Origin of the sequence: Peribacillus sp. NPDC094092, assembly GCF_050279365.1 — a bacterium.
In the GTDB taxonomy this organism is placed as follows: domain Bacteria; phylum Bacillota; class Bacilli; order Bacillales; family DSM-1321; genus Peribacillus.
Window position 1 is genome coordinate 387,955 of record NZ_JBNNUC010000002.1, and the last position, 13,572, is coordinate 401,526.

Sequence of the window (13,572 nt, forward strand, 5' to 3'; positions counted from 1 at the left end):
GAAAACAGGAATGAATCCCGAATGAATGGGTGAAGGCATAAAACGTATAATTTAATGGTCGTGAACATAGTATTTTTAGGGGGTTTTCTTAAATAGATCGGGTTTGACCAATTCCGATCCTGGGAGATGAATGGAGATGGAAATACGGGTTAATCAAATTGAATGGAATGGACACACGTTTCAATACCGGGAGAGCGGGGATGTTTCTGCACCGCCGCTTGTTGTTCTTCACGCGATGGGTAAAAGTGCAGAGTCATGGGATCAAGTGGCTGCAGCATTAGGAGAAAATTATCGTGTATTGGCTTTAGATCAACGGGGACACGGTGGGAGTGAGAGAACCAATACATACACTTTCGAATTGATGTGCGATGATTTGCTTCATTTTGCGGATGCGCTGAACTTGGGAAGATTTACGCTAATAGGGCATTCCATGGGGGGAACAGTTTCCTATCTTTTCGCGCAAAATTTTCCTTCGAGGATAGATAGGTTGATAGTCGAAGATACGCCCCCACCTTTCTCGGATGAACCAATTGAGGTTCCTTCCCAACCTTCTGGCCCACTTCCATTTGATTGGCAGGTTGTGCCTTCGATAATAAAGCAGCTTAATGAACCCGATCCCGAATGGTGGGCACGTCTCAGCGATATCATGATGCCGACGCTTGTTATAGGGGGCGGGTCGAGCCATATACCCCAAAATAAATTGCAGGAAGTTTCCGGGCTTATTCCGAATTGCGAATTGGTGACGATAGAGGATGCAGGACACTTTGTTCATGAAGATAATTTATCAGCTTTCTTGGCTGCCGTGACAAGGTTTCTTTCCAAAGGGCAGGCACTTTAATGAGATAGGAGGGTTGCCGATGCAGCCCTCTTATTCCTGCTTAAATGTATGGTTTATTTTATAGACGGCATTTACCGATTGATTATTAATGATTTCCAGCAACTGTTCAGCCATATAGTCCGCGCTGTATTTAAAGCCGGTGTTGACCCATTCGATGATCATGCCTAATATCGCATACGCTTGGTAACTGGAGGCGAGTTCTGTATTGATTCTAGGGTTCGGCCGGTAATCTTCTAGGTCTTCCAATGGAAGTTTCTTTAATTCATTACAAATCCTATCCAGTAATGTAGGCCAAGCATTGGACTTTAGGATGAGGGTATAAATGTCTGCATAATTAGCTACATGTTCAAATATTTTGATCACTGAAGCCGTTAGTTCATTGATGGTGAAAGTTTCAACGTTTTTATAAGGTTCCCGGTAAGAGATGATCAAGTCGGCGATTACATCCTCCATCACCTCCTCAAGCAGTTCCTCTTTATACTGATAGTGTTTATAAAATGTACCCCGATTAAGGTCGGCGCGTTCTACAATGTCAGTAATCGATATTTCCCTGAAATCCTTATGTTGCATTAATGATATGAGAGAATCCTTCAATGCCAGTTTGGATTTCCTGATCCTCCTATCAATCCCAGTGTTATTATTGGACATTTTCTTCCCCCTTTGTTCGTTATTGTCCTTTAAATGAACATAATGAACACTTTCTGTTCATTGTTCAACATCGAGGTCATCATTTGCTGATTGTATAAGCCTATTGAAACTAATTATACTATAAAGGAAGTTAGTTAATGAACATCTGTACAATAAGTATCACTTCACTAGAGTGAATGGGGGAGTTCAAATGAAATTACAAGACAAAGTTGCAGTAGTGACAGGCGCAGCATCAGGCATGGGGAAACAAATTGCCATAGATTATGCTAGAGAAGGGGCCAAAGTCGTCGTATCGGATTTAAATCTTGATGGTGCGAACGAGACGGTAGAAGAAATAAAAGCGAATGGCGGAATGGCCTTTGCCATTAAAACGAACGTAGCGGTGGAGGAAGATATTCAACATTTGATCGATACCACGGTCAATACGTATGGTACGGTGGATATTTTGGTGAATAACGCGGGTATCATGGATGGCATGGAACCTGCTGGGGACATTGAAGATTCTAGATGGGATCGGATTTTTGCCATTAACACGACAAGCGTCATGCGTTCGACTAGAAAGGTATTGCCGATCTTTTTGGAAAAACAAAAAGGGGTCATCATCAATATTGCTTCTGCTGGAGGTTTGTACGGTGCTCGAGCAGGCGCAGCATACACGGCCTCTAAGCACGCAGTGGTTGGGTTCACAAAAAACACGGGCTTCATGTATGCCAATAAAGGGATTCGCTGCAATGCAATAGCACCAGGCGGAGTTGAAACCAATATCGGTTCCAGCATGACGAATATCAATGAGTTCGGCATTTCTCGCCAACAATTGGGTATGGCCATCAATCCTCGCAATGGCAAACCTGAGGAAATCGCTAAAGTAGCTTTATTCCTTGCTTCAGACGATTCCAGTTTTGTTAATGGCACAGTCATCACGGCAGATGCTGGTTGGAGTGCATATTAAGCCGTAAATTAAAAAGAGGATGGTCAAGAACTTGGGACAGATACATGCATTCCTGCCAGTAAGCAGGGATGCATTTTTTGAGTGGAGCCTTGGATGGGGATTGTGGTTAGCCAACGATTTGCATGAGGTTTCGACTGCATCGGGGAACATTTTCATTTCAATCGAAAGTGGATAAGCGGGAGCTGGATAGTTCAACCACTATCCGGTTTTTCTCAAAAAAAATGATTTAAAAGATAGGTTGAACTCTGAAATCTTGGAAGCTAAATAGGTTCCCTGAAAAAATCCACTTTCCCTATGAAATTTTGAGTGATCATCAGTTTGCTGCGATTACTTCCATCTTCCACACAGCGCTCTATTAATTTGCGTGAGAATATTGAAGGACTTTCTGACGGACGTAATCAAGGTGCTTGTACATTTGGCTGAATGCTTCGTGTGGATCATGTGCTGCAAGTGCCGCATATATGGCTTTATGATACTTTACAGTCAGTTCCCGTTCCCTGAATTGTATCAGGCTGTTTATTTTATTATGGGTAATCAATAAGGAATCGATCATGCCTTCAATAATGGGATTGTTCGCACTTAAAGCTATGATCTTGTGGAACTCTTTATCGGCCTCTCCATAATCGTTGTCTTCACTATTGGCAATCGTGTCAATCGTAACCTGCAGTTTCTCCAGCTGTTCGTCTGTGATCTTCTCGGCAGCCATTGTTACCAATCCCAACTCCAATGCCATTCGTGCTTCGATGATCGCCGGTAAATTATCCGTTGCCAGCGCCAGCATGACAGAGAAAGGATGTGTACCGATTTTATCGTTAAAAAAGGTTCCTTCACGCGTTTTCCGTGTAATGACACCTAGTGTATCAAGCGCACTGAGCGCCTCCCGTAAAACAGGACGGCTTACTTCAAGTTCTTTCATGAGTTCCATTTCAGGAGGCAGTTTGTCGCCCGCTTTCATTTGTCCGCTGACGAGCAGATGCACGATTTGATCCACGACTTGTTGTGAAAGAGTGTTGCGATGTACCGATTGTACGCCTAGTTTCTTTGACGATTCTTCCATTGTGTAACCCCTTTTCTGTTAAAACCTATATGTATTCATACTGTAAGACTAATTATATAATATAATACACTTATTTGCATGTGAGGAAGAGAAGATCTATGCCCCAAATAAAGCAAAATGCGCCTCTCCAAAGAGAGAGACGCACGCATTGTTGGAAAAAATCATCTGACAAGGCAAGGTGATTTTGGATTGAACTCCCATCCGGAAATCAGGTATTGCATCGCCATTGAATCATCACGGGCACCAAGTCCTTTTTGTTTATAAAGCTGATGTGCCTTCTCGATTTGTTCCATATCCACTTCAATTCCAAGGCCGGGTTTGGAAGGGACATCGACCATACCGCCGACAATTTTAAAAGGTTCTTTCGTCAAACGCTGCCCATCCTGCCAGATCCAGTGGGTATCGATCGCAGTGATTTTACCTGGTGCGGCTGCAGCAACGTGTGTAAACATGGCCAGTGAAATGTCAAAGTGATTATTCGAGTGTGATCCCCAAGTCAATCCCCAGTCGTTGCACATTTGAGCGACACGGACGGAGCCTTGCATCGTCCAAAAATGCGGATCGGCAAGAGGGATGTCCACGGATTGAAGTTGAATGGAATGCCCCATTTGCCTCCAGTCCGTTGCAATCATATTAGTAGCGGTAGGAAGGCCTGTTGCGCGCCTGAATTCCGTCATGATTTCCCGGGCGGAAAAACCATTTTCCGCTCCGCATGGGTCTTCCGCATAAGCTAAAACATGATGTTGATCCCGGCAAAGTTCAATCGCATCCTTTAACAGCCAGCCGCCATTTGGGTCAAGGGTGATCCTGGCTTCGGGGAAACGTTCCGCAAGTGCCGTCACCGCTTCGATTTCTTCTTCCCCGCGCAAAACCCCGCCTTTCAGTTTAAAATCATTGAATCCATAGCGAGAGTGGGCGGCTTCTGCCAAGCGGACAATCGATTCAGGTGTGAGCGCTTCCTCATGACGGAGGCGAATCCAGTCATCTTCCGCTTCAGGTTCGCTTAAATAACCAAGATCCGTTTTATTGCGGTCACCTACATAAAATAAGTAGCCCAGCATTTCCACCTTATCACGCTGCTGTCCTTCGCCGAGAAGGGCTGCAACTGGAACACCTAAATATTGGCCAACTAGATCCAGGAGTGCCGCTTCCAAAGCTGTTACGGCATGGATGGCTATACGGAGATCGAACGTCTGAAGGCCGCGGCCTCCCGCATCCCGGTCCGCGAACTGCTTACGGATGGTATTCAGGATGTTGTTGTATGTCCCAATGGACTGCCCGACAACCAATTGTTTCGCATCTTCGAGTGTCTGACGAATTTTTTCGCCTCCAGGAACTTCACCTACACCTGTATTACCCGCATTGTCTTTCAGAATGACGATGTTCCGGGTGAAATAAGGAGCATGGGCACCGCTCAGGTTCAGCAGCATGCCGTCATGGCCCGCAACTGGAATAACACTCATTTCTGAAATGACCGGTGTGCCGATTTTTACTTGATCCTTAAGCAATTGATTGTTCATGATTCTTCCCCCTACCAGAATATTTAGTTAACTATGATTTTAACTCTACACGTTTAATTTCACCAACAAGGAATAAATAACTGCAGACCGCGACAAGAGCATTGGCGCATACGAAGACTAGCGCCCCATTAAAAGATCCTGTCGTGGCAATGATGTATCCGATGATAATCGGTGTTGTAATGCCTGCAATGTTACCGAATGTATTGAAAAGCCCGCCGCTGACACCGGACATTTCCTTTGGTGAGGTATCGGCCACTACCGCCCAGCCGAGTGCCCCAAATCCTTTACCGAAAAACGCAAGGGCCATAACGAAAATGACCACCCATTCAGTATCTACATAGTTTGCAGCTACCAAGCTCATCGATAGAACCATCCCAACAACAATGGGCACTTTTCGGGCGACAGTCAATGAGAATCCCTTCCGTAACAAGAAATCCGAGAATGTCCCTCCGAGAATGCCGCCAAAAAATCCACAAATGGCTGGAAGGGAAGCGACGAGTCCAACTTCAAGAATGGTCATGCCTCTTTCTTGTACAAGGTACACAGGAAACCATGTCAGGAAAAAGTACGTTAACGTTGTAATGCAATATTGTCCGAGATAAACACCTAACAGCATGCGGTTTGATAAAAGCTGCTTAATATGATTCCAGTTGACGCCTTTCTTTTCCTCTTTATTTGTAGAGGTTTGATCCATATTGATCAAAGCGCCGCCCGCTTCGATATATTCAAGCTCAGCTTTGTTGATGCGAGGATGTTCCTTTGGGCCATGAATCGTTTTAAGCCAGATGAAAGCAACGATGATTCCTAAAGCACCCATAAAGAAGAAGACGTATTCCCAGCCAAATTTATACGTAATGTACCCCATGATCGGTGCAAAGAGAACGGTTGCAAAATACTGGGCTGAATTGAAAGTGGCAGCCGCGGTTCCGCGTTCATGGCTTGGGAACCAGGTAGCAACGATGCGGCTGTTGGCCGGAAAGGAAGGGGCCTCTGCCAATCCAACTAAAAAACGCAGTCCGAATAATACCATGACAGCTGTTCCGGCAGAACCGAAAAAACCGAGAAATCCTTGTAAAAGCGTAAAGGTAGACCATAACGTGATACTCCAAAAGTAAACTTTTTTCGAGCCAAAACGGTCTAAAAGCCATCCGCCTGGAATTTGTCCAGCAACGTAAGACCAAGCGAAAGCGGAGAAAACATAACCCATCATGACTGAATCGAGACCAAGCTGACCAGACATGTCCGTACCCGCAATTGATAGCGTCGCACGATCTGCATAATTCAGGGCTGTAACCAAAAAGAGCATAAAGACAATGAACCATCGTGTGCGTGTTTTTTTCTGGGCACTTGGCAGTTTAGGAGATGGTTGAAAAACTTTTTCTTCAGCGTTCATATACTCACTTCCTTAATCGTATTTAATTATATTTTTTATTTGATACCGCTTACAATGTTAACTGTTTCCTCCTTTGTGAAAATTCTTAATATTAAGTTTTGTCCAATGGTAAGACAAATAAAATTGTTTGTCAATGGCTTTTTTTCTTAAATCGTTTTTCATTTTAGCTCCTTCATTATCGTGTTTTTTTGTATATATTAGAAGCGAAATTATTGAGTGATGAAGTGTTGCTCCATTTTTCAGAAAATAAAAAAAATACGATTGACCGGACGGTGTATTTGTCTTACAATAAAACAATAATACACAAGGGGGAATAAAAAATGAATAAGATTCGCAAGGCACCTAAAGGGATTCTCGGATTTCCCGTGGCACCATTCACAAAGAGTAATAAGCTTGATGAACAAGCACTCGCCCAAAATATCCAATTTCTATTAGATGAGGGACTAGAGGCTATTTTCGTGGCATGTGCAGCAGCAGAATATCCTTCGTTAAGTAAAGAGGAATATGAAGCGATGGTTGAGGTGGCCGTATCCGTCACCGCTGGAAAAGTACCTGTATACACAGGGGTAGGCGGGAATATTCAAACTTCCCTGGAACTTGCCAGAATTTCTGCGGATAAAGGGGCAGATGGTTATTTAATATTACCTCCATATCTCGTTACTGGAGAACAGGCAGGGCTGGCGGCTTATTTCAAAGCTATCGCAGAGAGTACAGACTTGAATTCCATCGTATATCAGCGTGATAATGTTTCACTTTCCATTTCAACTTTGGAAGCACTTGCCGAGGTCCCGCAGGTGGTCGGCGTGAAAGACGGTCTGGGCAATATGGAGTTGAATGGACACCTTACACAAACGTTCGGAAAGCGTTTCGGCTGGCTGAACGGAATGCCGCTAGCGGAAGTTACCATGTCGGCCTACGTTCCACTTGGCTTTGACTCTTACTCATCCGCGATTTCCAATTACATCCCGCACATTTCACGGAAATTCTATAATGGCATTTTGAGCGGAGATCAAGAAACGGTCAAAGAAATTTACCAACAGGTCATCATGCCAATCAACAATATTCGCCGTCAGCGAAAAGGGTATGCGGTTTCCCTCATTAAAGCAGGTATGGAGATTATGGGAATGCCGGTCGGGCAAACGGTCAGATTGCCAATTCTTCCGGTGGAAAAAGAACATTATGCAGAAATGCAAACGATATTAGAGAATGCTTTAAATCGTTTTCCAAAAGAAACACCTATTCAATCAATCTAATAAGGGCGGGATTATATATGATAACTACAGTTCAAACAAAAACGTTTCTTAACTATATTAACGGTGAATGGGTTGCTTCCATTTCAAATGAAGTTGAAAAAAGTTTAAACCCGGCAGATAATCAGGCAGTTGTTGGATATGTACAGAAATCTGCGAAGGAAGATTTGAACCTGGCTGTGGAAGCGGCAAAAAAGGCGAAAGACAAATGGCGCAAACTAGCTGGTTCAGAGCGTGGGGAGTACCTATATAAAGCAGCGCAAATCCTTGAAAAGCGGATGGATGAAATCGCAGAATGTGCAACACGGGAAATGGGTAAGACCTTTGCAGAAACAAAAGGGGAAACGGCACGCGGTATTGCGATCCTGAAATACTATGCAGGAGAAGGAATGCGTAAAGTGGGGGATGTCATCCCATCCACCGACAGTTCAGCGCTTATGTTCACGACGCGCGTCCCGCTTGGAGTAGTGGGCGTCATTACACCTTGGAATTTCCCGATTGCCATCCCGATCTGGAAGATGGCTCCTGCCCTCGTTTATGGGAATACGATTGTGGTGAAGCCGGCCACAGAGACGGCCATCACCTGTGCGAAAATCATGGAGTGTTTTGAAGAAGCCGGTTTACCTGCGGGTGTTATCAATATGGTCACAGGACCGGGCAGTGTCATCGGGCAGGGAATCGCCGATCACGAAGATGTAAACGGCATTACCTTTACTGGCTCAAACGGCGTTGGAAAAAGGATTGGACAAGCGGCGTTAGCACGCGGAGCGAAATACCAGCTTGAAATGGGCGGGAAAAACCCGGTCATCGTTGCAGCGGATGCGGATCTAAATCTGGCTGTAGAAGCAGTCATCACAGGCGCGTTTCGCTCAACGGGACAAAAATGTACCGCGACAAGCCGTGTCATCGTTGCAGCTGAAGTATATGAAGAGTTCAAGCAGCTGCTGGTGAAAGCAACGAAAGGCATTTCCATCGGGGATGGATTGGACAGCGGGACATGGATGGGACCATGCGCTAGCGAAAATCAATTAAAAACGGTCCTTTCTTATATCGAAAAAGGAATCGAAGAAGGCGCTACACTTCTAATTGGCGGGAAGCGTGCTGAAGAAGGCCCTCAGGCAAATGGCTTTTATGTAGAGCCTACGATTTTTGATAACTGTACGTCAGATATGACCATTGTACAGGAAGAAATTTTTGGTCCGGTGATCGCTTTATTGAAAGCTGATTCAGTTGAAGAAGCCCTGCAACTTGCGAACAGCGTGGAATACGGGCTTAGTGCTTCGATTTTCACAGCCAATATCAAACATTTGCTTTCATTTGTTAACGATATGGAGGCCGGATTGATCAGGGTCAACGCTGAGAGCGCAGGCGTTGAATTACAGGCGCCATTTGGCGGCATGAAAAACTCCAGCTCCCATTCAAGGGAACAAGGAGAAGCAGCAAAAGAGTTTTTCACATCCATTAAAACGGTGTTTGTAAAATAAGGGGAAAAGAAGTGTCTGAAACAGATATTTTAGCTGAAGTAACCCTTTCGTGTATCTTTGGTGATGTCTGTTTGCTTTTTTAGAATGAAGGAGTGGTAAATTGGATACGAAAACGCAACTGACTGAGGTACCGCTTTATATTAAGGTGAATGGGATGGACAATGTCGCCATCGTGGTTAATACGGGGGGCTTGGATCAAGGAACCGTTTTCCCTTGTGGGCTTGAATTGAAAGAAAGAGTGCCACAAGGCCACAAAGTGGCTTTAATGAACATTGTCGAGAATGAAGCCATCATCCGCTATGGGGAAATTATCGGATATGCGGCTGAATCCATCAGTAAGGGCTGTTGGATTGACGAGTCATTGGTGATGCTTCCGGCTTCTCCGGATTTAAAGGAATTGCCGGTGGCAAATGATATACCCAAAACTTTACCCCCGCTTGAGGGATATACATTTCAAGGATTCCGCAATGAAGATGGCAGTGTTGGAACCAAGAATATATTAGGCATTACAACAAGTGTTCAATGTGTGGTAGGCGTGCTGGATTTCGTCGTGAGCCGGATAAAAAGGGAGCTTCTCCCGAAGTATCCGAATGTTGATGATGTTGTTGCCATAAATCACAACTATGGGTGCGGAGTTGCAATCAATGCACCGGAAGCGGTCATTCCCATTCGCACGATACAGAACCTTGCGAAACACCCGAATTTCGGCGGGGAAGCCTTGGTAGTTGGATTGGGGTGTGAAAAACTGTCTCCAATGAGAATAAATCCAAGCCGGGACGATTCAGATATCATTTCACTTCAGGATCAGCAGGGATTTGCGGGAATGGTCCGATCCATTATGGAAATGGCAGAGGAACGTTTAATCAAGTTAAACAGCCGTCAGCGGGAGACATTTCCGGTTTCCGAATTAGTCATCGGCACGCAGTGCGGAGGAAGTGATGCATTCTCTGGTGTCACAGCCAACCCTGCAGTAGGATATGCTACAGATCTATTAGTCAGGGCAGGGGCAACCGTTCTATTTTCTGAAGTCACAGAAGTACGGGATGCGATTCATCTATTGACGCCTCGTGCAGTGAATGAAGAAGTGGGGAGAGCCTTAATAAAGGAAATGGATTGGTATGATAACTACCTTGCTTCAGGTGATGCCGATCGAAGTGCCAATCCGTCGCCAGGAAACAAAAAAGGCGGGTTGGCCAATGTAGTGGAAAAATCTTTAGGCTCCATTGCCAAATCCGGAGGCAGCCCCATTTCAGGCGTACTGGCTCCAGGTGAAAAAGCAACGGAAAAAGGGCTGATTTTTGCAGCTACACCAGCTAGTGATTTTGTTTGCGGAACGCTGCAGCTAGCTTCCGGCATGCACCTTCAAGTTTTTACAACCGGAAGAGGCACACCTTATAATCTCGCAATGGCTTCCGTCATCAAAGTATCTACACGAAATACATTGACCGAGCAATGGAAAGATCTGATTGATATAAATGCAGGATCTATCGCTACAGGTGAAGCAACCATAGAGGATGTCGGGTGGGAAATATTTCACCTCATTTTGGAAGTGGCCAGCGGTAAAAAGAAAACCTGGGCAGAGCATTGGGGCCTTCATAATGATTTGGCGCTGTTCAATCCTGCGCCAGTTACCTAATAATGATTTCCTAAGAAGGCCTTCCTTTTTAAAAGGGGGCCTTTTTTTGTTGGTCCAATTTTAAAAAGCTGTCATTATTTTTCCTCCAGAAAAGAGGACCGCCTACCTTTTAGTTGAAGTTATTAATGAACGATTGGTTTGGATCACGGCGGAAAAAGGGCGATACTGAACAGGAGGGATATCATGGTCACATTCAGGAAAGCGACAGTAAAAGACTTAAGTGAAATAGTACGGATGCTGGCGGATGATGTATTGGGGAGGGAAAGGGAACGCTATGAAAATCCCCTTCCTGAAGGCTATTTAAAAGCATTTGCATCCATTGATGCAGATGAGAATAATGAATTGATCGTAGCATGTCTTGGTGAAGAGATCGTTGGGGTGCAGCAAATCACGTTCACTCCTTATATTACCCATCAAGGCGGTTGGAGAGCAACGATCGAAGGGGTCCGGACGGCCTCTTCAGAACGAGGGAAAGGCATTGGAAGCCAATTGATTCAATATGCGATTGACCGTGCCAGGAAGCGGGGCTGCCATATCATTCAGCTGACGACCGATAAAAAGCGGGAAGAAACGCTGCGCTTTTATGAACGTTTAGGATTCAAAGCCACTCATGAAGGCATGAAAATGAAGCTTTAATTCACCGTCTTTTGACCCCTTTTTCTGTGCACAGCAATTTGTATGGCATTATATGTTAAAATTATTTGTGAGGTATGAATAGATGTACAGATCTGATGAAAGGGTGTGCTTGATGGAAAACGAAGCATGTATTCAGAAGAGGTACGGTGTAATTAGTTTTACTTCATTCATCATTGGAATCATTTGCTTTTTTACTGTTTTTATTACACCTATTAGAATGGCGAACATCGGAAGCATGACGGGTGATTATATAACCTTTTTCCTTACGATTACAGGCATCGCCCTCTCTGTCATAGGAATTTTGAAGAAAACGGAGAAAAAAGTGATCCCGATCATTTCTTTGGTTTTTTCCTCGTCATTCTTAATATTTTGGGTGATCGTCATCACTCTGTTGGTAACTGGGGAAATAGAATTGCCCCGAAGATCAAATTAGCATTTGGAAGGTAAAGAGTATAGAGATAGTTTGGTGATGCCTCACGGGAATCTTAACAAAGAGTGGAGAATCATAGAATGAATGTCAAAGCGGAATTATATTGGAATGAATTTTGGCAGGGGAAAGGTGAAGAAAAACCCCAGGCAGTCAGTGCATGGCAATTTGGGGCAGATCCCGATCATTTGGCTCAATTAGTGTTGGATGGGATAAAAACGGCCACGTGCTCTGGGTATGTTTTTTATGAAGAGGAAAATGAACCATTACCATCCGTGGGCGATTACAGCATTATTTTAAGTAGTGAGGATCAGCCATTAGCCATCATCCAAACAGTGAAAGTCGAAGTTTTGCCCATGAATGAAGTGAGTGAAGAGTTTGCGATTGCAGAAGGGGAAGGCGATCGAACCTATACATACTGGTGGGATGCACATGAAAAATGGCTGAAAGAAGAATTGAACAAAATTGGCCACGTCTTTAAAGAAGATATGCTGCTTGTGTGTGAGCGTTTTGTATTGATACATGTAAAATGAATGCAAACGGTTCGTACGGAAGAGAGCCATAAGTATTTTCGTTCATTGATTTGCTATAATGGGTCATTGGATTAAAAAACTTATAGAAAGATAGGTATTTGCATGAAAAAGAAACTGCTATTCATTGGATTGGGCATCCTGGTTGTTTTCCTGCTATTGCTTGGTACGTATAAATTAATGAATTCGAGAACATATCAGGTATTCGGAGGGTTGACGGATCATGTCGAGACGAATGAAAAAGTGGTCGCATTGACTTTTGATGACGGCCCATCGAAGAATGTGAATGGAATCCTTCCATTATTGGATCAATACGATGTGAAAGCCACATTCTTCCTGATTGGTAATGAAATCGAAAAGTACCCAGAGGAAGCGGAAAAAATAGCGGAAGCAGGACATCAGATTGGGAATCACACGTATTCCCACAAGCGAATGGTTTTTAAATCGCCTTCTTTTATCAAAGCGGAAATCGAGAAAACGGATAAATTAATTCAGGACTCCGGATATAAGGGTGAAATTGACGTCCGGCCGCCAAACGGGAAAAAAATCATAGGTTTGCCTTATTATTTAAATGAAAATGATAGAGAGACCATTACCTGGAATCTGGAACCAGACAGCTTTTACACTTCCGCTTCGGACAAAGTGAAGTATGTGAAGGAAAATATTAAACCAGGTTCGATCATCCTGATGCATCCGATGTATGATGATACGGGTAAAGAACTTCAAGCGATTGAAGGGATAGTAAAAGAGTTAACGAACGAAGGGTATACGTTTGTAACGGTCAATGAACTTCAAGAAATGTAGTTTCACTCTGACCATCCGAACCATTATAGAAAAAAATCGGGTTGCTGCGGCAGCCCTTTTTTATTTATATACAGAATAGTACAAAACGTGGGCTGCATATTGTTTCTTAACGGAATTCGTCATTCGAATGAATTTTTCCTTAGTGTCAATAAAGCTAATTAAAATGGGGCTGGTTACTTGTATCGGAATAAAAATACCGCTCTGATCATCATTTTGTGTTTCCTGTTATTCCTATTTCTTGTGGTGCTCCTTTTTCGCCACATCACGGTATACTTCGTGTATAGCTCGGGCATCGGTCCGTTATTGTTTATCGGGGTAATAGTTTTGGCTATCGTTATGCTTTTTTTCAAAGGGTATAAATAATCGAGTATCTTCATTTTTGAACGTTAATGTCCACTCC

14 protein-coding genes are annotated in these 13,572 nt (G+C 43.9%); 10 read left to right on the forward strand and 4 right to left on the reverse strand.

The genetic code is table 11. The annotated features are described in order from the left end of the window. Window positions 1-136 precede the first annotated feature (136 nt). On the forward strand, window positions 137-838 hold the full coding sequence (locus tag ACQKNS_RS10855; protein ID WP_427642786.1) for an alpha/beta fold hydrolase: 702 nt from the start codon (window positions 137-139) through the stop codon (window positions 836-838). Between the two features lie 30 nt (window positions 839-868). Here ACQKNS_RS10855 and ACQKNS_RS10860 read toward each other — a convergent pair whose 3' ends face one another. Next, window positions 869-1,486 carry a TetR/AcrR family transcriptional regulator gene (locus tag ACQKNS_RS10860; protein WP_427642788.1) on the reverse strand — a complete coding sequence of 206 codons (618 nt, stop codon included), beginning with the start codon at window positions 1,484-1,486 and terminating at the stop codon, window positions 869-871. A 190-nt stretch (window positions 1,487-1,676) separates the two neighbouring features. On the opposite strand from ACQKNS_RS10860, the gene ACQKNS_RS10865 reads away from it, so the two are divergent. Together ACQKNS_RS10865 and ACQKNS_RS10870 are read left to right on the forward strand one after the other, a co-directional pair. Further along, the gene (locus tag ACQKNS_RS10865; RefSeq protein ID WP_427642790.1) at window positions 1,677-2,435 is read left to right on the forward strand and encodes an SDR family oxidoreductase; all 759 of its coding nucleotides are present in this window, start codon (window positions 1,677-1,679) and stop codon (window positions 2,433-2,435) included. Between the two features lie 31 nt (window positions 2,436-2,466). Next, a complete protein-coding gene (locus tag ACQKNS_RS10870; RefSeq protein ID WP_427642792.1) occupies window positions 2,467-2,610 on the forward strand; it encodes a hypothetical protein in 144 nt (47 codons plus the stop codon). Between the two features lie 180 nt (window positions 2,611-2,790). Here ACQKNS_RS10870 and ACQKNS_RS10875 read toward each other — a convergent pair whose 3' ends face one another. From ACQKNS_RS10875 to ACQKNS_RS10885, 3 genes are all read right to left on the reverse strand, one after another. Beyond that, a complete protein-coding gene (locus tag ACQKNS_RS10875; RefSeq protein ID WP_063232459.1) occupies window positions 2,791-3,492 on the reverse strand; it encodes a FadR/GntR family transcriptional regulator in 702 nt (233 codons plus the stop codon). A gap of 161 nt (window positions 3,493-3,653) precedes the next feature. Beyond that, entirely contained in the window at window positions 3,654-5,012 is a 1,359-nt protein-coding gene (gudD, locus tag ACQKNS_RS10880; RefSeq protein ID WP_427642794.1) for a glucarate dehydratase, read from the reverse strand. A 31-nt stretch (window positions 5,013-5,043) separates the two neighbouring features. Further along, a complete protein-coding gene (locus tag ACQKNS_RS10885; protein ID WP_427642796.1) occupies window positions 5,044-6,405 on the reverse strand; it encodes an MFS transporter in 1,362 nt (453 codons plus the stop codon). A 320-nt stretch (window positions 6,406-6,725) separates the two neighbouring features. Here ACQKNS_RS10885 and kdgD point away from each other — a divergent pair, with 320 nt between their 5' ends. The 7 genes from kdgD to ACQKNS_RS10920 all read left to right on the forward strand — a co-directional run bounded on the left by kdgD (window position 6,726) and on the right by ACQKNS_RS10920 (window position 13,172). Continuing rightward, window positions 6,726-7,658 (forward strand): 5-dehydro-4-deoxyglucarate dehydratase, encoded by a 933-nt coding sequence (gene kdgD / locus ACQKNS_RS10890; protein WP_427642798.1) that lies wholly within the window; start codon window positions 6,726-6,728, stop codon window positions 7,656-7,658. A gap of 17 nt (window positions 7,659-7,675) precedes the next feature. Further along, the gene (gene gucD / locus ACQKNS_RS10895; RefSeq protein ID WP_427642800.1) at window positions 7,676-9,139 is read left to right on the forward strand and encodes an alpha-ketoglutaric semialdehyde dehydrogenase GucD; all 1,464 of its coding nucleotides are present in this window, start codon (window positions 7,676-7,678) and stop codon (window positions 9,137-9,139) included. A 100-nt stretch (window positions 9,140-9,239) separates the two neighbouring features. Then, entirely contained in the window at window positions 9,240-10,775 is a 1,536-nt protein-coding gene (gene garD, locus ACQKNS_RS10900; protein WP_427642802.1) for a galactarate dehydratase, read from the forward strand. Between the two features lie 183 nt (window positions 10,776-10,958). Then, window positions 10,959-11,411, forward strand: coding sequence for an N-acetyltransferase family protein (locus tag ACQKNS_RS10905; protein WP_427642804.1), 453 nt, complete (start codon window positions 10,959-10,961; stop codon window positions 11,409-11,411). Window positions 11,412-11,523: 112 nt separating this feature from the next. Further along, the gene (locus tag ACQKNS_RS10910; protein ID WP_427642806.1) at window positions 11,524-11,844 is read left to right on the forward strand and encodes a hypothetical protein; all 321 of its coding nucleotides are present in this window, start codon (window positions 11,524-11,526) and stop codon (window positions 11,842-11,844) included. A gap of 77 nt (window positions 11,845-11,921) precedes the next feature. Further along, complete coding sequence (locus ACQKNS_RS10915) at window positions 11,922-12,371, forward strand: ASCH domain-containing protein (protein ID WP_427642808.1); 450 nt, start codon at window positions 11,922-11,924, stop codon at window positions 12,369-12,371. A gap of 102 nt (window positions 12,372-12,473) precedes the next feature. Continuing rightward, the gene (locus ACQKNS_RS10920; RefSeq protein ID WP_427642810.1) at window positions 12,474-13,172 is read left to right on the forward strand and encodes a polysaccharide deacetylase family protein; all 699 of its coding nucleotides are present in this window, start codon (window positions 12,474-12,476) and stop codon (window positions 13,170-13,172) included. Window positions 13,173-13,572 lie beyond the last annotated feature (400 nt).

Excerpts from the sequence above, each read along its gene's own strand:
- gucD (WP_427642800.1), top strand. The coding sequence starts at position 7,676 with ATGATAACTACAGTTCAAACAAAAACGTTTCTTAACTATATTAACGGT.
- ACQKNS_RS10920 (WP_427642810.1), top strand. The coding sequence starts at position 12,474 with ATGAAAAAGAAACTGCTATTCATTGGATTGGGCATCCTGGTTGTTTTC.
- ACQKNS_RS10865 (WP_427642790.1), top strand. The coding sequence starts at position 1,677 with ATGAAATTACAAGACAAAGTTGCAGTAGTGACAGGCGCAGCATCAGGC.
- ACQKNS_RS10875 (WP_063232459.1), bottom strand. The coding sequence starts at position 3,492 with ATGGAAGAATCGTCAAAGAAACTAGGCGTACAATCGGTACATCGCAAC.
- gudD (WP_427642794.1), bottom strand. The coding sequence starts at position 5,012 with ATGAACAATCAATTGCTTAAGGATCAAGTAAAAATCGGCACACCGGTC.
- ACQKNS_RS10910 (WP_427642806.1), top strand. The coding sequence starts at position 11,524 with ATGGAAAACGAAGCATGTATTCAGAAGAGGTACGGTGTAATTAGTTTT.
- ACQKNS_RS10855 (WP_427642786.1), top strand. The coding sequence starts at position 137 with ATGGAAATACGGGTTAATCAAATTGAATGGAATGGACACACGTTTCAA.
- ACQKNS_RS10885 (WP_427642796.1), bottom strand. The coding sequence starts at position 6,405 with ATGAACGCTGAAGAAAAAGTTTTTCAACCATCTCCTAAACTGCCAAGT.
- ACQKNS_RS10905 (WP_427642804.1), top strand. The coding sequence starts at position 10,959 with ATGGTCACATTCAGGAAAGCGACAGTAAAAGACTTAAGTGAAATAGTA.
- ACQKNS_RS10915 (WP_427642808.1), top strand. The coding sequence starts at position 11,922 with ATGAATGTCAAAGCGGAATTATATTGGAATGAATTTTGGCAGGGGAAA.
- kdgD (WP_427642798.1), top strand. The coding sequence starts at position 6,726 with ATGAATAAGATTCGCAAGGCACCTAAAGGGATTCTCGGATTTCCCGTG.
- ACQKNS_RS10860 (WP_427642788.1), bottom strand. The coding sequence starts at position 1,486 with ATGTCCAATAATAACACTGGGATTGATAGGAGGATCAGGAAATCCAAA.